This is a genomic window from Leclercia sp. LTM14, assembly GCF_023736175.1.
In the GTDB taxonomy this organism is placed as follows: domain Bacteria; phylum Pseudomonadota; class Gammaproteobacteria; order Enterobacterales; family Enterobacteriaceae; genus Enterobacter; species Enterobacter barmai.
The window spans coordinates 686,911-706,359 of record NZ_JAIKTT010000001.1; the positions used below are offsets into that span (position 1 = coordinate 686,911).

Below are 19,449 nucleotides of genomic sequence, written 5' to 3' on the forward strand. Positions count from 1 at the left end.
GTTACTGCTGACGATTAGAGATACTGTTTTCCGGGTTGATACGTTCACGGCGTGAACGCGCAGGTGTCCAGTCCAGCGCGCCAATACGCACCAGATAAACCAGACCGGCCAGTAACACTAAAATGAAAATTGCGGCCTCGACAAAGCCTACCCAGCCACTCTCACGAATGGAGGTCGACCATGCGAACAGGTAAAGCGCTTCCACGTCGAAAATGACGAAGAACATAGCTACCAGATAGAACTTGGCAGACAGGCGTAAACGCGCGGTACCTACCGAATCGATACCCGATTCGAATGGCGTGTTTTTGTGCCTTGCGCGGGCGCGACCGCCCAGGAACCAGCCGCCGACTAACATCAGGCAGCACAGGCCAATGGCAACGATAAGAAAGATTGCGAATGCCCAGTGATGAGCGATGACTTCTGTGGATGTTGACATACTCATTGCTTACTCATCAAAAGTGATACCTGAGACACTGCTCTTACTGGCAGATGGGCATCACATCGATTCATGGGGAGGAACAAATAACCGTACACTAACTGTCGAAAATGAGACATAGACAGCAAAATGATGTGGTTTTTTACTCCTTTCTATAACCTTTTGTCAACTTTAACAAAAGTTTCTTCACATTAAATTACATCGATCGAACTTCATTAACATTTAATGCCCTTTACCCTCAAAAACTGCGAGGTGCGTTCCTGCGTCAGGGTGTTGAATCGTGTCCGTAATGAACTAATACAAAGATTACCCGCCTATTTTGACAGGATTTGCCGTCGATTCCTCCCCCCAAAGAGGAGTATTTTCTTGATCTGTGACACGCTTTTGTTAATTCAATCAAAAAAACGGCAACATCTTTGCTGCTTTTTTAACATGCCCATTGACATTAGAAAGAAGAAGTATAGCGGGTTTTCGGAGGAAGGCTTAATTACTATCAGATTGATAAAAAAGAAGAATAGTAAAAACTTAAGGCAAACTAACGCAGTCGCATGCAAAAAAAGAACCACTGTGCGATGGGGTCGCGCCAGTGGCTCTTTTAAGTATCAACGAATTGTTACCAGAATATGAGGGTTTCGTTTACTCGAAATCGCGCTCGATCACCAGGGAGTCATCCCCTCCTTCTGGTGTAACATTATTGTACTGCCAGGGGTTGTGGTAATTATCCATGGCGTTGAAGATGGTCTGCGCGAGTTCATTGTTGCTGGCCGGGTTGTGGCACAGCATGTACTCGGTATCCGGCAGCGCAGGCAATCCGTCTGCCTTACCTAGCACCCGTAAATCAGGGCTCATCATCTCAACAGGACGTGCCGTCACGCCAAGACCTGCTTTGACCGCGGCGCGGATGGCAGGCAGCGTTGAGGCGACGTAAGCCAGTCGCCATGGAACATTGGCGGCATTGAGCGTGGACAGCACAACGTCGCGGAACGGGCTAGGATCGTCCAGCAGCACCAGCGGCACCGGTTCGCCGCGCTGCAGCGTAAACTCGGCGGCACAGTACCAGTGGGTCGGAGAGGTGCGCAGCGTCAGACACTCAAACTGGCTGGTACGATGGGTCGTCACCACCAGATCGACCTCCTGTTCCTGCAGCATATCAACCATAAAAGCGTTGCGTTTAACCCTGACATCAAGAGCAAGTTTCGGATAAACCGAACTGATGCGGTTGAGCAGAAACGGCAGAATGGTATCGGCTGACTCATCGGAGGCGCCTAATGTTAAGACACCCTGCAGGTTGCTAAACATTAATGATGAACATGCTTCATCATTAAAACGCAGAATTTTTCTGGCGTAACCCAGCAGCTGAATACCATGCTCAGTCAACAGCTTGTTGCGCCCATGGCGGGCAAAGAGCTCTTTGCCGACCAGTTGTTCCAGTCTTTGCATTTGTTGACTGACTGCAGACTGGGTACGGCAAACTGCCGCCGCCGCCGCAGCAAAGGTGTTCAGATCGGCGACCGCCACAAAGGTTCTCAGCAGATCGAGGTCGAGGTTCATTATCGGACGATTTGCATTAATCATATCTTTTCACTTACAGGTTGCTCGTGCGGAGCTGCCCCGGGTTTAAGCTGTGTGCGTAAAAGTAATACAGTTCCCTCTGAACAAAATCCTCTGACGTCCCGGTCCGGCAGTGTGCCTGCAAAATGTAATTGAGCTGGGTATATCAGTGGTCAGAAACAACTTATCTGACGTTATTTTTATTCTCAAAAGCGTTCGAGATATATTGATGTTTGCCGGATGATGTAAATTCCATTAAAGAAGATGCATTTCCAACGTCAACTTTATCGCAGTACAGGTTAAGCAGCAATGGTGTCGCTTAACTTCTCAAGGCAGAGATAATTCTAACAATTACAATAAACTATTAAAGGTCCAGGCATCAAGGCCTGCGGTGGCCTGTTATCTGGCATCACTCAACCCGGGTTACATCTTACCCTAAAACCTTTTTATTTATAAGCCTTATTGCAGTTCTTGTGATTTAACCTTAATGATAACTAACTAAACTAATTTTATTAATATTAACGAAAGTTGCGATTTCGTCTTTATTCAGAAATAAATAATAATTGAAACAGGACTTAATGATTAATAATACTTAACATTAATTTCACATGAGCAACGTTAATATAAAAAGGCAGGAAAGCGAATACCAGGATGTTTCATTCAGCTTTTTCGAAACATCACCAGAGGAAACTGTAGCACTGCCAGCGTAAGTCGCTCAACACGCGGCTTTTTCACAGCGAAAAATCCACTTTAGGCCGCCTCAGGCAATACAAAAAACCATACAAAAGCTGAAATTCACCCGATAAAATGAATTGCGCTTAAAAAAATAGATAAAAATTTCATAGTCGACAGCCACCAATGTTCAAAATCTTCTTCTGCCAATGCTTCAAAATCGGGCAATCGAGGAGTACATTGTTTCGTGCTGACTTCCACGGCAGGACGTCGCAATAACAGTAAAAGGTCAAAGATTCATGTCACCCATCGAAAAATCCAGCAAGTTAGATAACGTTTGTTATGACATTCGTGGCCCGGTTCTTAAAGAGGCAAAGCGTCTCGAAGAAGAAGGTAATAAAGTACTTAAGCTCAATATCGGTAACCCGGCGCCATTTGGTTTTGATGCACCGGATGAAATTCTGGTTGATGTGATCCGCAACCTGCCGACGGCGCAAGGTTATTGCGACTCAAAAGGTCTCTATTCAGCGCGTAAAGCCATCATGCAGCATTATCAGGCGCGTGGCATGCGTGATGTGACCGTCGAAGATATCTATATCGGTAACGGTGTTTCCGAGCTGATCGTCCAGGCGATGCAGGCCCTGCTGAACAGCGGCGACGAAATGCTGGTGCCCGCCCCTGACTACCCGCTGTGGACCGCGGCTGTGTCGCTCTCAAGCGGTAAAGCGGTACACTACCTGTGCGATGAATCCTCCGACTGGTTCCCCGATCTGGATGATATTCGCGCCAAAATCACGCCGCGTACCCGCGGGATCGTCATTATCAACCCGAACAACCCGACCGGCGCCGTCTACTCTAAAGAGCTGCTGCTGGAGATCGTCGAGCTGGCCCGCCAGCATAACCTGATCATCTTCGCGGACGAGATCTACGACAAAATTCTGTACGACGCTTCGCAGCACCACTCCATCGCCGCGCTGGCGCCGGATCTGCTGACGGTCACCTTTAACGGTCTGTCTAAAACCTATCGTGTTGCCGGTTTCCGTCAGGGCTGGATGGTGCTGAACGGGCCGAAGAAACATGCTAAAGGCTATATCGAAGGTCTGGAGATGCTGGCCTCCATGCGTCTTTGCGCCAACGTCCCGGCGCAGCACGCGATCCAGACGGCGCTGGGCGGTTATCAGAGCATCAGCGAATTTATCGTGCCGGGCGGGCGTCTGTATGAGCAGCGCCAGCGCGCGTGGGAGCTGATTAACGATATTCCGGGCGTCTCCTGCGTCAAGCCAAACGGCGCGCTCTATATGTTCCCGAAAATCGACATCAAACGCTTTAACATCTTTGACGATCAGAAGATGGTGCTCGATTTCCTGCTGCAGGAAAAAGTGTTGCTGGTTCAGGGAACGGCGTTTAACTGGCCGTGGCCGGACCATGTGCGTATCGTGACGCTTCCGCGCGAGGATGAGCTGGAAATGGCCATCAGCCGGTTCGGGCGCTTCCTCTCCGGATACCATCAGTAAAACCATCATCGGGCTGCCACAGGCAGCCCGATTTGCATCTCTCCTCCCCTCCCCTCACAATGAAACCTGTCGCTGTGCAGAATTAAGGTAACTTATGAGTCAGAGTCATTTCTTCGCCCATCTTTCCCGCCTGAAACTGATCAACCGCTGGCCGCTGATGCGCAACGTGCGCACCGAGAATGTTTCCGAACACAGCCTGCAGGTTGCCATGGTCGCCCACGCGCTGGCCGCCATCAAAAATCGCAAGTTCAACGGTCAGGTGAATGCCGAACGGATCGCACTGCTGGCGATGTACCACGATGCTTCTGAAGTGCTCACAGGGGATCTGCCCACCCCGGTGAAATACTTCAATTCGCAGATCGCCCAGGAGTACAAGGCGATTGAAAAAATTGCCCAGCAAAAACTGGTCGACATGGTGCCGGAAGAGCTTCGGGATATCTTTGAGCCCTTGATAGACGAGCAGAGCTACAGCGAAGAAGAACATCGGATCGTTAAGCAGGCCGATGCGCTGTGCGCCTACCTGAAATGTCTTGAGGAGCTTTCAGCCGGCAACCACGAATTTTTGCTGGCGAAAACCCGGCTTGAAAAGACGCTCGAGGCGCGACGCAGTGAAGAGATGGACTACTTCATGGAGGTGTTTGTCCCGAGCTTCCAGCTGTCGCTGGATGAGATCAGCCAGGATTCCCCGCTGTAGATTACGCCCGGCGGCGCTTCGCTTGCGCGGGCCTACGATTGTGCAGGCCGGGTAAGGCGGAGCCGCCACCCGGCTTCAGTCTCAAAACGGGAACAGCACCGGGATCATCACCACGCACACCAGCATAACCAGAATGGTAAACGGCACGCCGAGCTTCACGAAGTCGCTGAAGGTATATTTGCCAGGTCCCAGCACCAGGGTGTTAACCGGTGACGAGACCGGGGTCATAAACGCAGCGGAAGCGGCCATCGCCACCATCATGGCGAAAGGATATGGCGATACTCCCATCGATTTCGCCATCGCCAGGGCGATAGGCGCCATCAGCACCGCCGTCGCGGTATTGGAGATAAACAGCCCGATAGTGGCGCACATGATGAACAGGCACATCAGCATCATATAAGGGCCGTAGCCGCCGCCCACCTCCATCAGCCCTTTCACCACCAGATCGACACCGCCGGTTTTTTGTAGAGCCAGCGCGAAGGGCATCATCCCGACAATCAAAATGATGCTCGGCCAGTGAATGGCTTTGTAAGCGCTTTCAGCGTCAATGCAGCGGAATTTGCCCATCAGCAAACAGGCGATAATCGCCGCCACCGGATTAGGGATTTCGTCGGTCAGCATCAGGGCCACCATCAGCACCAGACAAAAAATGGCGTGCGGTGCCTGACTGTGGGCGGGAGACGCATCGCTGACTTCCACAGGCAGGTTGAGCACCACAAAGTCCCGGCCTCTCTGACCCAACTGGGTGATCAGCTTCCAGTTACCTACCACCAGGAAAATATCTCCCAGCTGCAGAGGCTCATCCACCACCGAGCCGTTCATCGCTTCGCCGTCGCGCTTTAACCCCACGACGTTCAAACCGTAGCGGGTACGGAATCCTATTTCGCGAATGGTTTTGCCGAGCAGCTCCGACTCGGGGATCAACGACACTTCGGCCATGCCCACATCCAGCGCCTGATCGGAGAAGTACTCCCCGCGCAGGATCATCGGCTCCAGCAGCTGTTCGCTACAGAAATCGCGCAGATCGACCTCGGCGGATGACATATCAATCAGCAGCACGTCCCGGGCGCGAAATTCCGATACGCCGTTCACGTTGACGATAACCCGGCGAAAACGGCGCCAGCGCTCCACACCGATAACGTTGGCGCCGTAGCGTTCGCGGAGTTTCAAATCATCCAGACGTTGCCCAATCAGCGGTGAACCGGGGCGGATCGCCAGACGGCGCGCTCGCCCGGTGAGGCGGTACTCTTTAATCAGATCGCGAAACGTGCGGCGCTTCCAGCCGTCGCGGGCTTTGTCCTGCTTGTCGCTTTTCAGGGCAAAGCGGGTCAGCAGCATGTAGATAATGCCCATCACCAGAATCACCAGCCCCAGCGGCGTCACGCTGAAGAAGCTGAAACCTTCCAGACCTTCACGCAGCAGTTCACTGTTGACCACCAGGTTCGGCGGCGTCGCCACCAGCGTCATCATGCCGCTGATAAGCCCGGCAAAGCTGAGCGGCATCATCAGGCGCGAGGGGGAGATCTGCATGCGCATGGAGACGCTCAGTACCACCGGAATAAAGATAGCTACCACCCCGGTGGAGCTCATAAAGGCTCCGAGTCCGGCGACCGTGAGCATCAGGAACACCAGCATTTTGGTCTCGCTGTTGCCCGCCACGCTGACAAGCCAGGTCCCCATGCTGGTCGCCACGCCGGTACGCACCAGGCCGTCACCAATAATAAAGAGGGCCGCAATCAAAATAACGTTGGGATCGCTAAAGCCTGAAAAGGCTTCCGGAAGCGTTAAGGTGCCGCTCAGCACAAAGGCGACAATCACCAGCAGAGCCACGGCATCCATGCGCACTTTGCCGGTCGCAAAAAGAATAATCGCGATAAGGAGCAGGCTTAACACCCAGATAAGTTCACCGTTCACAACAGATCCTTGTCAGAAAAGAGTGATGCAGATAGTGCCATAAAAAAGCCCCAACAATGTGGGGCTAAATCATGTGATTACATTTTCCGCGAGACTGTTACATTCCCGTCGGGGGTGCGGCTGACGGCGAGAGCCTCCAGCGTGGTGAGCACAAAGTCAGCCTCCTCCAGACGCGGCGAACCGGCAGGGACGTTGACGGCAATGACGTGGCTGCCGGCATTGAGGCCCGCCAGCACGCCGGCAGCGGCATCCTCTACCACTACGCACTCTTCAGGCGGCAGTCCCAGCAGCTCTGCGCCCAGTAAAAAGGCATCGGGCTCCGGCTTGCCGCGCTTGACCCGCTCTGCGGTAATAAACACTTCCGGCAGCGGCAGACCTGCTGCTTTATGGCGCGCATGGGCCACAGGAACCGAACCGGAGGTGACGATAGCCCAGGGGATCGCCGCTTCATTCAGGTGTCTGAGCAGTTCCAGCGCCCCCGGCAGCGCCGTGATGCCGTCGGTATCAGTGGCTTCGACCTGCTCAAGCCAGGTGAACTCCGCCTGAATTTCCGCTTCACTTTTTCCCTGGAGGAAGTGCCGTAAAGAGGTTATGGCCTGTTTGCCATGGATAAAATTCAGTACGTCCTGATGGTCGATGCCATATCTGTCGGCCCAACGGCACCAGGAGCGTTCTACAACCGGTAGCGAATCAACCAACGTACCGTCCAGATCAAACAGAAAACCTTTACACTGCACATCTACCTCCGTCAGGCATTAATAATTTGTTGGATCTCATTGCTGCTCAGATGGTACTGACGCGGGCAGGCGTGCCACACGCTGAGCATGCGTTGATATTTCTCCCACATTGGGGTCTGGGCATTAAAGCCATGCGTACCGGCATCGAAATGGGTATAACGCCCTTCGACGTTGACCATAAAGCGGACATAGCTCAGGTAGCGAGATTCGGTGGCCGCATCAAACCCCAGGAAGGTGACACGACGTTCGTCGATGGTCTGGGCATCTTTCAGGTTCGTCCAGGAGACATGCAGGGCGTGGTACATCTCCATGATGTCGATGACGGTGCGGCAGGTCTCTTCTTTCAGTTCGCCAAACTCGCGATCCAGCTCGCGCATCTGTAAACCAAATCCACGTTCGACGATAGTCTGCAAGCGGCGATAGCGCTCTGCGTTGTCGGGATCAAGCATAGTCATCATTTTGTACTGATTAGACAAAATCAGACGTTGAGCGTGGGTCATTTCCATCTTTCGACTCCTGTTGCGCATGGCAGCTTTAAAAAAGACACGGTAACGGGGTGTTACTGTGCCTTCTTTTGATCATCGTTTCGATGATCAATCACAAGTCATCAAGGAATGTTTTATCAAGTTGCTTAAATGCACGCTTCAGGGTATCCGCCAGCGCCTGATAATCGGGTTTCCCCTCAACCGGCGCCAGCGCCTGGCCAGCATCCTGCAATTTGCTGCGTACTTCATAGAACCAGGAGAGCACCGACGGCGGCAAAGGTGTCACCGAGCGTTTGCCCAGCCACCACAGTCCCTGCATCGGCAGGCTCAGGGCAAACAGAGCGGTGGCGACGGCCGGGCCGAGTTGGCCACCCAGTGCAATCTGCCAGCATAAGGTGAAGACAGCGATGGGTGGCATAAAACGGATTGCGTAACGCGTCATGCGGATCACGCGGTTCTCAACAAACACGGGCGCCAGGCGCTTTTCCATAGGCCACGTCTTTGAATAGTGCTGTCCCCGGCGAAACAGGCTGAAAAAGCTCACGGAAGGATTCTCGGGTGTCGACATGGCTTACCTCAACTTCACATATAAAGATTAAAAAATTCGTGCAAAACCACAACTGGTCATGACAACGTTCAAAAACTTTTGTCAGCGCTACCCAGTATCGGGTATCCTGTGCCGGCCTGCAAAGGCCTTAGACGATGAACGTATACTCGTCAAATTATCGCACATTATGCCATTGCCGGAAAAATGCGCAAAATGGCATAAAATCATATGTATTCTTTTCGTCATGCCAGAATGTCCTTCCGGCATGATGTTAATCATAAATGTCAGCGATATCTTGCGCTACGATCCTTGACTCACTGACGTTTTTTTAGCCACGTATCAATAATAGGTACTTCCATGTCGAGTAAGTTAGTACTGGTTCTGAACTGCGGTAGTTCTTCCCTGAAATTCGCCATCATCGATGCGCTCAACGGTGAAGAGTACCTTTCTGGTCTGGCCGAATGTTTCCATCTTCCTGAAGCACGTCTGAAGTGGAAAATGGACGGCAGCAAACAGGAAGCGGCTTTAGGTGCAGGCGCCGCTCACAGCGAAGCGCTGAACTTTATCGTTAACACTATCCTGGCACAAAAACCGGAACTGTCCGCTCAGCTGACCGCAATCGGTCACCGTATCGTTCATGGTGGCGAGAAATACACCAAATCTGTGATCATCGATGACAGCGTTATCCAGGGCATTAAAGACTCTGCCTCTTTTGCACCGCTACATAACCCTGCTCACCTGATCGGTATCGCTGAAGCCCTGAAATCCTTCCCGCACCTGAAAGACAAGAACGTGGCCGTATTTGATACCGCGTTCCATCAGACCATGCCGGAAGAGTCTTACCTCTACGCTCTGCCGTACAAACTGTACAAAGAGCACGGCGTTCGCCGCTACGGCGCGCACGGCACCAGCCACTTCTATGTAACCCAGGAAGCGGCAAAAATGCTGAACAAGCCGGTAGAAGAAGTGAACATCATCACCTGCCACCTGGGTAACGGCGGTTCCGTTTCTGCTATCCGTAACGGCAAATGTGTAGATACTTCTATGGGTCTGACCCCGCTGGAAGGCCTGGTAATGGGTACTCGCTCCGGTGATATCGACCCGGCGATCATCTTCCACCTGCACGATACCCTGGGTATGAGCGTGGAAGATATCAACAAGATGCTGACCAAAGAGTCCGGCCTGCTGGGCCTGACCGAAGTTACCAGCGACTGCCGTTACGTTGAAGACAACTACGCAGAGAAAGAAGACGCTAAACGTGCAATGGACGTTTACTGCCACCGTCTGGCGAAGTACATCGGCTCTTACACTGCGCTGATGGACGGTCGTCTGGATGGCGTGGTCTTCACCGGCGGTATCGGTGAGAACGCTGCTATGGTGCGCGAGCTGTCCCTGGGCAAACTGGGCGTGCTGGGCTTTGACGTTGACCATGAACGTAACCTGGCCGCGCGCTTCGGTAAGTCTGGCTTCATCAACAAAGAAGGCACCCGTCTTGCAATGGTTATCCCAACCAATGAAGAACTGGTCATCGCGCAAGACGCGAGCCGTCTGACCGCCTGATTCCCCACCGCCAGCAATGCTGGCGGTGCTGTTTTGAAGCCCGCCTGTTTTCGGCGGTAACGAAAGAGGATAAATCGTGTCCCGTACTATTATGCTGATCCCGACCGGAACCAGCGTAGGCCTGACCAGCGTCAGCCTCGGTGTGATCCGTGCGATGGAACGCAAAGGCGTTCGTCTGAGCGTGTTTAAGCCAATCGCTCAACCCCGTGCTGGTGGCGATGCGCCAGACCAGACCACCACTATCGTGCGTGCAAACTCTAACCTGCCAGCCGCTGAACCGCTGAAGATGAGCCACGTTGAGTCTCTGCTCTCCAGCAACCAGAAAGACGTGCTGATGGAAGAGATCATCGCTAACTACCACGCTAACGCCCAGGATGCGGAAGTGGTGCTGGTAGAAGGCCTGGTTCCGACGCGCAAGCATCAGTTTGCCCAGTCCCTGAACTTTGAAATCGCCAAAACGCTGAACGCGGAAATCGTGTTTGTAATGTCCCAGGGTACCGATACCCCGGAACAGCTGAAAGAGCGTATTGAGCTGACCCGCAGCAGCTTCGGCGGCGCGAAAAACAGCAACATCACCGGCGTTATCGTTAACAAACTGAACGCCCCGGTTGATGAGCAAGGCCGTACCCGCCCTGACCTGTCCGAAATCTTCGACGACTCGTCTAAAGCGAAAATCGTGAAAATCGATCCGGCTAAACTGCAGGAATTCAGCCCGCTGCCGGTGCTGGGCGCGGTGCAGTGGAGCTTTGATCTGATCGCCACCCGTGCAATCGATATGGCGCGTCACCTGAACGCCACCATCGTGAACGAAGGCGATATCAACACCCGTCGCGTGAAGTCCGTGACCTTCTGTGCGCGTAGCATTCCGCACATGCTGGAGCACTTCCGTGCAGGTTCCCTGCTGGTGACCTCCGCTGACCGCCCTGACGTGCTGGTTGCAGCCTGTCTGGCCGCGATGAACGGCGTGGAGATCGGTGCGATCCTGCTGACCGGTGCCTATGAAATGGACCCACGCGTCAGCAAGCTGTGCGAACGCGCGTTCGCCACCGGCCTGCCGGTCTTCATGGTGAACACCAACACCTGGCAGACCTCCCTGAGCCTGCAGAGCTTCAACCTGGAAGTTCCGGCTGATGACCATCAGCGTATCGAGAAAGTGCAGGAATACGTGGCCGGTTGCATCAATCCTGAGTGGATTGAGTCCCTGACCGCCACCTCCGAGCGCAGCCGTCGTCTCTCTCCACCAGCCTTCCGTTACCAGCTGACCGAGCTGGCGCGTAAAGCGGGCAAACGCGTTGTTCTGCCAGAAGGCGACGAACCGCGTACCGTTAAAGCCGCAGCCATCTGTGCCGAGCGCGGTATCGCGACCTGCGTGCTGCTGGGTAACCCGGATGAGATCACCCGCGTAGCGGCCTCTCAGGGCGTTGAGCTGGGTTCTGGTATCGAAATCGTGGATCCTGAAGTGGTGCGCGAAAGCTATGTTGCCCGTCTGGTCGAGCTGCGTAAGAGCAAGGGCATGACCGAAGCCGTTGCCCGCGAACAGCTGGAAGACAACGTGGTTCTCGGTACCCTGATGCTGGAGCAGGACGAAGTTGACGGTCTGGTTTCCGGTGCCGTTCACACCACCGCGAACACCATCCGTCCGCCGCTGCAGCTGATCAAAACCGCGCCAGGCAGTTCTCTGGTCTCTTCCGTGTTCTTCATGCTGCTGCCGGAACAGGTTTACGTTTACGGTGACTGTGCGATCAACCCGGATCCAACCGCTGAACAGCTGGCAGAGATCGCGATCCAGTCCGCTGACTCCGCGATTGCGTTCGGTATCGAACCGCGCGTTGCGATGCTCTCTTACTCTACCGGTAACTCCGGTGCAGGTAGCGACGTTGAGAAAGTGCGTGAAGCAACCCGTCTGGCACAGGAAAAACGTCCGGATCTGGTTATCGATGGCCCGCTGCAGTACGACGCCGCAGTGATGGCTGACGTTGCCAAATCTAAAGCGCCGAACTCGCCGGTTGCGGGCCGTGCTACCGTGTTCATCTTCCCGGATCTGAACACCGGTAACACCACTTACAAAGCGGTACAGCGTTCAGCCGACCTGATCTCCATCGGGCCGATGCTGCAGGGTATGCGCAAGCCGGTGAACGACCTGTCCCGTGGTGCGCTGGTAGACGATATCGTCTACACCATCGCTCTGACCGCGATCCAGTCTTCACAGCAGTAAGTTGCCCCAAACGTAAAAAGGCGACCTCGCGGTCGCCTTTTTTATTATCACGCTATTACGCTTCTTCGTGCTTAGCCGGTTCGTTGCTGGCATTGCGGCTCATCCACAGCGCCAGGGCTTTTAACGAATCTGGCGTGAAGTCATCGCAGCGAGCGGTGATCTCCGCCGGGGTCATCCAGCAGACTTCACTCACCTCTTCTTCCTGCAGCGCAAACGGACCGTGGGAAACGCAGCTGAACAGGCCTCCCCAGACGCGGCAGTGGCTGTCTTCAAAGTAGAACTGACCATGCTCGGCAAAGGGCACGCCGGCAATCCCCAGCTCCTCTTCCGCTTCACGGCGGGCGGAATCAAGTAACACCTCATCGGCCTGGACCACGCCGCCGGCCGTTGCGTCGAGCATACCGGGCATGAAGTCTTTCGTTTCAGTACGGCGCTGCACCAGAATTTTGCCCATACCATCATGCACCACGATATAGGTCGCGCGGTGACGCAGGCGCTGCGCCCGCATCTGCTCGCGGCTCGCCTGAGCGATGACTTCATTGTCTTCGCTGACTATATCTACCCACTCAGTACTTGCCAAATGACTCTGCTCCACCATCGGGAAACCTTCTCTTTAAAGCGCTCTCACGGCGCGTTTACTGTTGAGGAGTAAGTTACGGATTAATCCTGGACTCTGCAATAACCTGGCTGTCATTCAGCGTCATAACGCACAAATGGTCCTCTTCCAGCATCCCATAGCTGGGAGAAAAACCGCCTTTCGGCAGGCTGACGGAGCCAGGGTTGAAATGAATAATGTCGCCCTTGTTTGCGGCTACCGGAATATGAGTATGGCCGTAAACCAGGACATCGCCAGCATTCAGCGCGGGCAGATTATCCGGGCCAAAAAGATGGCCGTGGGTAACAAACAGGCGGCAGCGTGGCAGCAGGATCTGCTGCCACGGGGCGGTAATGGGGAAGTGCAACAGCATCTGGTCAACTTCGCTGTCGCAGTTGCCCCGCACGGCGATAATCCGCGATGCATACGCATTAAGCCGCTCTGCCACCTCCGCAGGGGCATAGCCTTCGGGCAGCGGGTTGCGTGGGCCGTGATTCAGCACATCGCCGAGGATCACCAGCCATTGCGCCCCGCTCTGGTTAAACAGCGAAAGCACCTTTTCGGTCGCCGGTAGCGAACCGTGGATGTCCGATGCAAACATCAGCTTCATCAGTGACTCCTTATCGTGAAAAGCCACCCCATCATACCCGAATCAGCCGCCCTTATCAGCCAGCCCGCTTCGCCGAAAGCGCCACATAACGCTGCACGGAGGCGCGCTGCCACTGGAAGCTCGCGTAGTCCGCCAGCCGTTGCGGCACGTCGTCGCCGTTGAGCACCAGGCGGTTGAGCATCAGCGCCAGATCGGCGTCCGCGATGCACCATTCCCCGAATAAATTCTGATTACCGTGTGCCAGCAGCGAGGTGGCGGTATCGAACAGCTGACTGGCTGTCCGCCGGGCGGTATCGCTCAGGGCCGGTTTTTTCACCCCGGCAAAGACTACGTCGGTGGAGCGCTCTTCCCGGATGGGCATCAGATCGCTGCGCAGCCACGCCTGGATCTGCCGCGCGCGGGCGCGTTTTTGCAGATCGAGCGGATAGATCCGTTCCCACTCCGGCGGCGCAAAACGCTCTTCCAGATATTCGGTAATGGCTGAAGATTCGCTCAGTTCAAACCCGTCCACCTCCAGCACCGGCACGCGACGGGTCAGCGCATAGCCCCGCCACTGCGGCTGTCGGTTCTCACCCCGGCTGAGATCCACGGTCTTGAGGGCAAAGGGCAATCCCTTTTCGGCCAGCGCGACGTACACGCTCATGACATAAGGAGAGAAATAATCGGCATCTGACCACAGGGTAATCGCAGGTTGGCTCATAACGTCCTCATAAGGCTTTGGATGATGGGTTTATATCCAAAATATAACCTCCTGCCCCGGCTGTCACCTGACGAAAACTCACGATTTATCATCACCACCTATACTCAATCCTGTACAGAAAAAAGCGTTATGACAGGAGTTGCGATGATTGACCTTTATTACGCCCCTACTCCCAACGGGCATAAGATCACCCTTTTTCTGGAAGAGGCCCAGCTGGACTACCGCATCGTGCCGGTGGATATCAGCAAAGGCGAACAGTTTCGCCCCGAATTTCTCGCCATTTCGCCCAACAATAAAATTCCGGCCGTCATCGACCATGATCCGGAGGATGGCGGTGCGCCGCTGAGCCTGTTTGAGTCCGGTGAAATTTTGCTTTATCTGGCGGAAAAAACCGGCAAGCTGCTGAGCGGAGAATTACGCGAACGTCACGTGACGCTACAGTGGCTCTTCTGGCAGGTTGCTGGCCTGGGGCCGATGATCGGACAGAACTACCACTTTAACCACTATGCGCCGCAGCCCATTCCCTATGCCATCGAACGATTCCAGGTGGAAACGCAGCGGCTTTATAACGTGCTGAATAAGCGCCTGGAAAAATCGCCGTGGCTGGGAGGCGATCACTACAGCATTGCGGATATCGCCTGCTGGCCGTGGATCAACACCCATGAAAACCATCGCGTCGACCTGGCCTCATGGCCGGCGGTAAACAACTGGTTTGAGCGCATTCGTACCCGTCCGGCAACCGAGCGCGCGATGCAAAAAGTGCAGCAGATATAAACGGTTTCCTCATGTATTATGGTGGCGATAATGACACGGAGGAAGCCTGCAATGTCCCAGCAAGACGCGATTATTCGTATTAAAAATTTACGCCTGCGCACCTATATCGGTATCAAAGAAGAGGAGCGCGCTAACCGTCAGGATATCGTCGTTAATGTGGTGATCCACTACCCGGCCGACAAGGCCCGGGACAGTGAGGATATCAATGACGCTCTGAACTACCGCACCGTCACCAAAAGCATCATTCAACATGTCGAGAATAACCGCTTCTCTTTACTGGAAAAATTAACTCAGGATGTGCTGGATATCGCACGCGAACATCACTGGGTCACCTATGCTGAAGTCGAGATCGATAAACTTCACGCGCTGCGTTACGCCGACTCCGTCTCGATGACGTTAAGCTGGCAACGCTAAGCGCAACCCTGGAGGTTGTATGAAGATCCTGGTAACCGGCGGCACCGGCCTGATTGGCCGGCATCTTATCCCACGATTGCAGGTGTTGGGCCATGAGTTAACGGTTGTGACGCGCAGTCCTGAGAAGGCGCGTCAGCTACTTGGCTCCGGCATCGATATCTGGAAAGGGCTGACGGAACACCAGGATCTTAACGGCTTTGATGCCGTCATCAATCTGGCGGGCGAACCCATCGCCGACAAACGCTGGACGGAAGAGCAAAAACAGCGTCTGTGCAACAGTCGCTGGAACATCACCCAGCGACTGGTGGATATGGTTAAAGCCAGCGACACGCCGCCGTCGGTGTTTATCTCCGGTTCGGCAGCGGGGTATTACGGTGATTTAGGCGAGGTGGTGGTAACCGAAGAGGAGCCACCGCACAATGAATTTACCCATAAACTGTGCGCCCGCTGGGAGCAGATTGCCTGCGGCGCGCAGAGCGATCGGACCCGCGTTTGCCTGCTGCGCACCGGCGTGGTGCTGGCCCCGAAAGGCGGTATTCTGGCGAAGATGCTGCCGGTGTTTAAGCTCGGCCTTGGCGGCCCTGTCGGCACGGGTCGTCAGTACCTGGCGTGGATCCACATCGACGATATGGTCAACGGCATTCTCTGGCTGCTGGATAACGATCTGCGCGGCCCGTTCAATATGGTCTCCCCCTACCCGGTGCGTAACGAGCAGTTTTCCCACGCGCTGGGCCATGCGGTTCATCGCCCGGCGGTGGTGCGTGCCCCGGCAACGGCTATCCGCCTGCTGATGGGCGAATCGTCAGTGCTGGTTCTCGGCGGCCAACGCGCGCTGCCGAAGCGGCTGGAAGCCTCCGGATTCGCCTTCAGGTGGTACGATTTAGAAGAGGCCCTGGGAGATGTGGTAGGTTAAAAATAAAGCATAGATACCCTTGTTATGTGATGATAACAAGGGTGGTCGATTTTATTTAATTAAATCTAATTCAGTCCAAAGCATTTTATATAGTTCTTTAAATCTATCTTCTGGAACCATTAAACAATTTCTTTCTTTATAAAAATTCCAAATATTATTGATATCTTCAGCCCAACTAACTGTCTCTTTTGGCCCAATTAAAACATAATCAAACCAAGTCGAAAAGACTGATGCAGAACCCATAAGATCATTAATAAATTTCCTATGAATGCTAATATCATCATATTTTGCATCATAACAACAAAAATACATTCTCTTTAAACGGGTGTTTCTGGTATATTTTATCTCTTCTTGAATCAGGTCTGTAGTTGCTGTAAAGCGATGCTGTCCATCATTTTTAAATGTGAGCGAATAGGTAACATCAACAACCTGACTATCCCTTAAAAAGTGTTTACTCTCTGCTAATTGTGCATGAAGTGAAAACTTCATTTTTTTCACTATTCTTTTAAGCAAAATTATTGACACTTCATGTATATATGGAACAGTAGAATTATACATTGCAAAAGAGTTATTATTATATACCGTCAGGTGACGATTTTTGAATAAATATTCATCAACGGAGTTATCATTTATAATATATGAATGCCATAAATTATCTTTAGTAGAATCAAAACGGGAAAAATAGAAAAAATCGGCAGCTGCTTTGTTCTCTGAATTCTTACGAATCATGCTTTCATTTTTAATTGCCACCTTCTCAACTAAATCAATTAATTCTTGCATTCGATCCGTTCTACCCTTTTTTCGGTCAATGGTAAGCCAATAACCAGCATCATTATTGAATATATTAATTACACCAGCAATTGCACCAAAACCGCTATAAGTATCAAAACCTACACCTTTAAATTTATATTTTAGTGAATTGGTGCCTCTCATATCTATTTTAAGATTATAATCTATTCCTAGTTCATAATCAGATTCTAAGATTAATTCTTCTGGTTGATAATCGTTACAGTCGAAATCCTTGGAGATCTCATTACCCAGTAAGGTAATAGGGATATTAGAATATGTAAAATCTTTACTTACAATATTGTTTACATAATGATGAAAATATATATCTTCATTATACTCCAGAGCATCATACCGACTTAATAGCTCATTTAATTCATGATAGCGAAGACTATCTGCAGATACGGCTCCAATAATACCTTCATCAAATATGGCAGTTACTTCTGTGCCAATAAATTTCTTTTTTTTAGCATCTTTTATTTCTTTTATAGAAATATTAAAAAACTCATTTCCTTCATTAAAAATGATGATTTCATAAAAGGAGATTCAATTTTTTTTGTATAAATTGAAACCTGCGAACACATTTTAAAGACTGCTTGTAAACCTATGCCAAAAAATCCAGATGGGCTTGCCCATCCAGGCATTGTTCTCAACAATTCCTTTCGACTCGTAATACTCTCAGAACCGACCTTAAGAAATTTTTTTATGTCCTCCAGACACATTCCTGTGCCGGTGTCTTTAACGGAAAAAACAACACTATCTTGATTTCGATGTTGCGTCTTATAATATTTAATATCAATTTTATTCTTTTCTAATTCTTTTATAAAAAGAGATCTTTTCTCGCTTTCATCAATATTTAGAAATGATTCACTTTCATACAGTTCCTCCCAAGCACTGTAGTAAATAGCATCTACAGAATTTTGTATTAGTTCTCTAATAAAAGGAAGTCGTTCGCTATAAATCTGAGATCCAGTTATATAGCTATAGACTCTTTTTTGATCTAACGATAAAGTAGGTACTTTCCCATCAATTGTAATATAATCCTTAATAGTGCAAGATAATACACCTAACGTCGGAAGTGCTCTATAATCACTTGCTGGAACAATATCATTCCATACTCTCTTTTGGTAATCAAATTCACTCTCAATATAATCAAACCAAGCTTGCTGAGCGTGATAACCACCATACATCTCACACTCTGCTTTTATTTCTATAACATTTGAGTCAATATATAAATGTTTTATTGAAGCATGTTTATGCTGATGTTCTGTAGACGTTTTAGGAACATCACCTATATTAGCGAGAAGAGTTGCGCAAAATCTACCATCATCAATATCTAAGAGATCACCAATTCTTAAAAGTGCTGCAATATATCTAGGATGAGCATAATCTTTTGCATCCATCCCATCATTATACTTTGCAATTTCAAGTATTGATTCTTTTTTCTTCCCATGGCATTGTACTATTTCAGCCACAAAGTTAAATAATCGCTGTGGTATTAATGAAGTTCTGGGCGAATTTACTCTTATTCTATCAGGATCGATAACATGTTCTCCTGAACGCTTCGCATGAATTTTTCTAAAGTAGTCGGCAATTATGAAAGTTAATGCATTAGATATTAATAATGCTTGAGTTATATCATTTTTATTTTTCTTATCTAATACAATCTTGGCATAAATAGCCAAATCAGAATCAGATTGACAGAGGTCTTGTAAGTAGATATTAAAATTGTTGTCTTTAAGAAGATCTTTTTTTTCATCATTTGTTATTATCATACCTGCATCATGCCAGTAACAGGACTCTAATAACAACCAACAATCTGTAGCTGAAAGCTTATCTATATTTGGGGCAATTACCTTCTCGATTTGTGTAATTATTGTGGATGAGTGTGATGAGTCATGTAAGCTGTAATGAGGAAAATCGCGCGAAACAGAATTTAACGCTCTAGATAGTAACTTTTTATCAAACTCCCACTGAGCCCATAGTAAAGCATAATTAGGATTATCATCTGACAATTTTTTTAATCTTTGTTCAATATTCATTCTATATTCCTAATGATTTTAAATAGTATTATTATTTTTTGGAACATGTATATAAACTCAGCCAAACCATCTTCAACCGTATAAAAATAACAAGCAGGGATATTTAAGACCTCAGCCAACTTACACGCCAGCGCAAAATCAGGGGTGTGTATCCCTCTTTCATACTGATTCATACGAGTACTGGCCGTCGCTTCATCAATGCCCGCGAGAATCCCAAGTTTTTGCTGTGATAGACCGGCTTTCAATCGCGCCGCTTTAAGTCGATGGGGAAGCATGATGACTCTTAAGAT

Annotated in this window: 19 protein-coding genes; 7 read left to right on the forward strand and 12 right to left on the reverse strand. The window is 50.9% G+C overall.

Going from position 1 to position 19,449, the window contains the following annotated elements; translation table 11 throughout:
- Window position 1 precedes the first annotated feature (1 nt).
- Complete coding sequence (nuoA, locus tag K5I40_RS03220; RefSeq protein WP_032612789.1) at window positions 2–442, reverse strand: NADH-quinone oxidoreductase subunit NuoA; 441 nt, start codon at window positions 440–442, stop codon at window positions 2–4.
- Window positions 443–1,072: 630 nt separating this feature from the next.
- Window positions 1,073–2,011: a transcriptional regulator LrhA gene (gene lrhA / locus K5I40_RS03225; RefSeq protein WP_039030973.1), complete on the reverse strand. Its 939-nt coding sequence runs from the start codon at window positions 2,009–2,011 to the stop codon at window positions 1,073–1,075.
- 947 nt (window positions 2,012–2,958) lie between these two features.
- Here lrhA and alaA point away from each other — a divergent pair.
- Complete coding sequence (gene alaA, locus K5I40_RS03230; RefSeq protein WP_138369858.1) at window positions 2,959–4,173, forward strand: alanine transaminase AlaA; 1,215 nt, start codon at window positions 2,959–2,961, stop codon at window positions 4,171–4,173.
- A gap of 94 nt (window positions 4,174–4,267) precedes the next feature.
- A complete protein-coding gene (gene yfbR, locus K5I40_RS03235; protein WP_039030971.1) occupies window positions 4,268–4,867 on the forward strand; it encodes a 5'-deoxynucleotidase in 600 nt (199 codons plus the stop codon).
- Between the two features lie 81 nt (window positions 4,868–4,948).
- On the opposite strand, the gene K5I40_RS03240 is transcribed toward yfbR, so the two are convergent.
- From K5I40_RS03240 to yfbV, 4 genes are all read right to left on the reverse strand, one after another.
- Entirely contained in the window at window positions 4,949–6,781 is a 1,833-nt protein-coding gene (locus K5I40_RS03240) for an SLC13 family permease (protein WP_138369857.1), read from the reverse strand.
- A 77-nt stretch (window positions 6,782–6,858) separates the two neighbouring features.
- A complete protein-coding gene (locus K5I40_RS03245) occupies window positions 6,859–7,518 on the reverse strand; it encodes a sugar phosphatase (protein ID WP_223073709.1) in 660 nt (219 codons plus the stop codon).
- 11 nt (window positions 7,519–7,529) lie between these two features.
- Window positions 7,530–8,024: a YfbU family protein gene (locus K5I40_RS03250; protein WP_106996032.1), complete on the reverse strand. Its 495-nt coding sequence runs from the start codon at window positions 8,022–8,024 to the stop codon at window positions 7,530–7,532.
- Between the two features lie 91 nt (window positions 8,025–8,115).
- A complete protein-coding gene (gene yfbV / locus K5I40_RS03255) occupies window positions 8,116–8,571 on the reverse strand; it encodes a terminus macrodomain insulation protein YfbV (protein ID WP_039030967.1) in 456 nt (151 codons plus the stop codon).
- A 336-nt stretch (window positions 8,572–8,907) separates the two neighbouring features.
- Between yfbV and ackA the strand changes: the two genes are divergently transcribed.
- Together ackA and pta are read left to right on the forward strand one after the other, a co-directional pair.
- On the forward strand, window positions 8,908–10,110 hold the full coding sequence (ackA, locus tag K5I40_RS03260; RefSeq protein ID WP_039030966.1) for an acetate kinase: 1,203 nt from the start codon (window positions 8,908–8,910) through the stop codon (window positions 10,108–10,110).
- A 76-nt stretch (window positions 10,111–10,186) separates the two neighbouring features.
- A complete protein-coding gene (gene pta, locus K5I40_RS03265; RefSeq protein ID WP_039030965.1) occupies window positions 10,187–12,325 on the forward strand; it encodes a phosphate acetyltransferase in 2,139 nt (712 codons plus the stop codon).
- A 55-nt stretch (window positions 12,326–12,380) separates the two neighbouring features.
- Here the strand turns inward: pta and yfcD are convergent, their stop codons facing one another.
- From yfcD to yfcF, 3 genes are read right to left on the reverse strand one after another with little or no spacing between them, the layout of a single operon-like run.
- Window positions 12,381–12,923, reverse strand: a complete 543-nt coding sequence (yfcD, locus tag K5I40_RS03270; RefSeq protein ID WP_039030964.1) for an NUDIX hydrolase YfcD — start codon at window positions 12,921–12,923, stop codon at window positions 12,381–12,383.
- A 55-nt stretch (window positions 12,924–12,978) separates the two neighbouring features.
- Window positions 12,979–13,530: a phosphodiesterase gene (yfcE, locus tag K5I40_RS03275; RefSeq protein ID WP_138369855.1), complete on the reverse strand. Its 552-nt coding sequence runs from the start codon at window positions 13,528–13,530 to the stop codon at window positions 12,979–12,981.
- 55 nt (window positions 13,531–13,585) lie between these two features.
- Window positions 13,586–14,230: a glutathione transferase gene (yfcF, locus tag K5I40_RS03280; protein WP_039030962.1), complete on the reverse strand. Its 645-nt coding sequence runs from the start codon at window positions 14,228–14,230 to the stop codon at window positions 13,586–13,588.
- A gap of 144 nt (window positions 14,231–14,374) precedes the next feature.
- Here yfcF and yfcG point away from each other — a divergent pair, with 144 nt between their 5' ends.
- The 3 genes from yfcG to K5I40_RS03295 are packed head-to-tail and all read left to right on the forward strand — an operon-like array spanning window position 14,375 to window position 16,331.
- The gene (yfcG, locus tag K5I40_RS03285; protein ID WP_039030961.1) at window positions 14,375–15,004 is read left to right on the forward strand and encodes a GSH-dependent disulfide bond oxidoreductase; all 630 of its coding nucleotides are present in this window, start codon (window positions 14,375–14,377) and stop codon (window positions 15,002–15,004) included.
- A 51-nt stretch (window positions 15,005–15,055) separates the two neighbouring features.
- Window positions 15,056–15,418 carry a dihydroneopterin triphosphate 2'-epimerase gene (folX, locus tag K5I40_RS03290; protein WP_039030960.1) on the forward strand — a complete coding sequence of 121 codons (363 nt, stop codon included), beginning with the start codon at window positions 15,056–15,058 and terminating at the stop codon, window positions 15,416–15,418.
- 19 nt (window positions 15,419–15,437) lie between these two features.
- On the forward strand, window positions 15,438–16,331 hold the full coding sequence (locus K5I40_RS03295) for a TIGR01777 family oxidoreductase (RefSeq protein ID WP_138369853.1): 894 nt from the start codon (window positions 15,438–15,440) through the stop codon (window positions 16,329–16,331).
- 51 nt (window positions 16,332–16,382) lie between these two features.
- Here the strand turns inward: K5I40_RS03295 and K5I40_RS03300 are convergent, their stop codons facing one another.
- The 3 genes from K5I40_RS03300 to K5I40_RS03310 all read right to left on the reverse strand — a co-directional run bounded on the left by K5I40_RS03300 (window position 16,383) and on the right by K5I40_RS03310 (window position 19,434).
- On the reverse strand, window positions 16,383–17,264 hold the full coding sequence (locus tag K5I40_RS03300) for a hypothetical protein (protein ID WP_251929489.1): 882 nt from the start codon (window positions 17,262–17,264) through the stop codon (window positions 16,383–16,385).
- Window positions 17,265–17,602: 338 nt separating this feature from the next.
- The gene (locus K5I40_RS03305) at window positions 17,603–19,159 is read right to left on the reverse strand and encodes an ATP-binding protein (protein WP_251929487.1); all 1,557 of its coding nucleotides are present in this window, start codon (window positions 19,157–19,159) and stop codon (window positions 17,603–17,605) included.
- Window positions 19,156–19,434, reverse strand: a complete 279-nt coding sequence (locus K5I40_RS03310; RefSeq protein WP_251930997.1) for a helix-turn-helix domain-containing protein — start codon at window positions 19,432–19,434, stop codon at window positions 19,156–19,158. Before K5I40_RS03310 ends, K5I40_RS03305 begins: the two co-directional genes overlap by 4 nt.
- Between the last annotated feature and the right edge of the window lie 15 nt (window positions 19,435–19,449).

What these genes read in the sequence shown, in the direction of transcription:
- yfbV (WP_039030967.1), bottom strand. Translation starts at nt 8,571, where the DNA reads ATGTCGACACCCGAGAATCCTTCCGTGAGCTTTTTCAGCCTGTTTCGC.
- yfbR (WP_039030971.1), top strand. Translation starts at nt 4,268, where the DNA reads ATGAGTCAGAGTCATTTCTTCGCCCATCTTTCCCGCCTGAAACTGATC.
- nuoA (WP_032612789.1), bottom strand. Translation starts at nt 442, where the DNA reads ATGAGTATGTCAACATCCACAGAAGTCATCGCTCATCACTGGGCATTC.
- yfcF (WP_039030962.1), bottom strand. Translation starts at nt 14,230, where the DNA reads ATGAGCCAACCTGCGATTACCCTGTGGTCAGATGCCGATTATTTCTCT.
- lrhA (WP_039030973.1), bottom strand. Translation starts at nt 2,011, where the DNA reads ATGATTAATGCAAATCGTCCGATAATGAACCTCGACCTCGATCTGCTG.
- K5I40_RS03305 (WP_251929487.1), bottom strand. Translation starts at nt 19,159, where the DNA reads ATGAATATTGAACAAAGATTAAAAAAATTGTCAGATGATAATCCTAAT.
- K5I40_RS03310 (WP_251930997.1), bottom strand. Translation starts at nt 19,434, where the DNA reads ATGCTTCCCCATCGACTTAAAGCGGCGCGATTGAAAGCCGGTCTATCA.
- yfcE (WP_138369855.1), bottom strand. Translation starts at nt 13,530, where the DNA reads ATGAAGCTGATGTTTGCATCGGACATCCACGGTTCGCTACCGGCGACC.
- folX (WP_039030960.1), top strand. Translation starts at nt 15,056, where the DNA reads ATGTCCCAGCAAGACGCGATTATTCGTATTAAAAATTTACGCCTGCGC.
- ackA (WP_039030966.1), top strand. Translation starts at nt 8,908, where the DNA reads ATGTCGAGTAAGTTAGTACTGGTTCTGAACTGCGGTAGTTCTTCCCTG.
- yfcD (WP_039030964.1), bottom strand. Translation starts at nt 12,923, where the DNA reads ATGGTGGAGCAGAGTCATTTGGCAAGTACTGAGTGGGTAGATATAGTC.
- K5I40_RS03295 (WP_138369853.1), top strand. Translation starts at nt 15,438, where the DNA reads ATGAAGATCCTGGTAACCGGCGGCACCGGCCTGATTGGCCGGCATCTT.
- alaA (WP_138369858.1), top strand. Translation starts at nt 2,959, where the DNA reads ATGTCACCCATCGAAAAATCCAGCAAGTTAGATAACGTTTGTTATGAC.
- K5I40_RS03250 (WP_106996032.1), bottom strand. Translation starts at nt 8,024, where the DNA reads ATGGAAATGACCCACGCTCAACGTCTGATTTTGTCTAATCAGTACAAA.
- K5I40_RS03300 (WP_251929489.1), bottom strand. Translation starts at nt 17,264, where the DNA reads ATGAGAGGCACCAATTCACTAAAATATAAATTTAAAGGTGTAGGTTTT.
- yfcG (WP_039030961.1), top strand. Translation starts at nt 14,375, where the DNA reads ATGATTGACCTTTATTACGCCCCTACTCCCAACGGGCATAAGATCACC.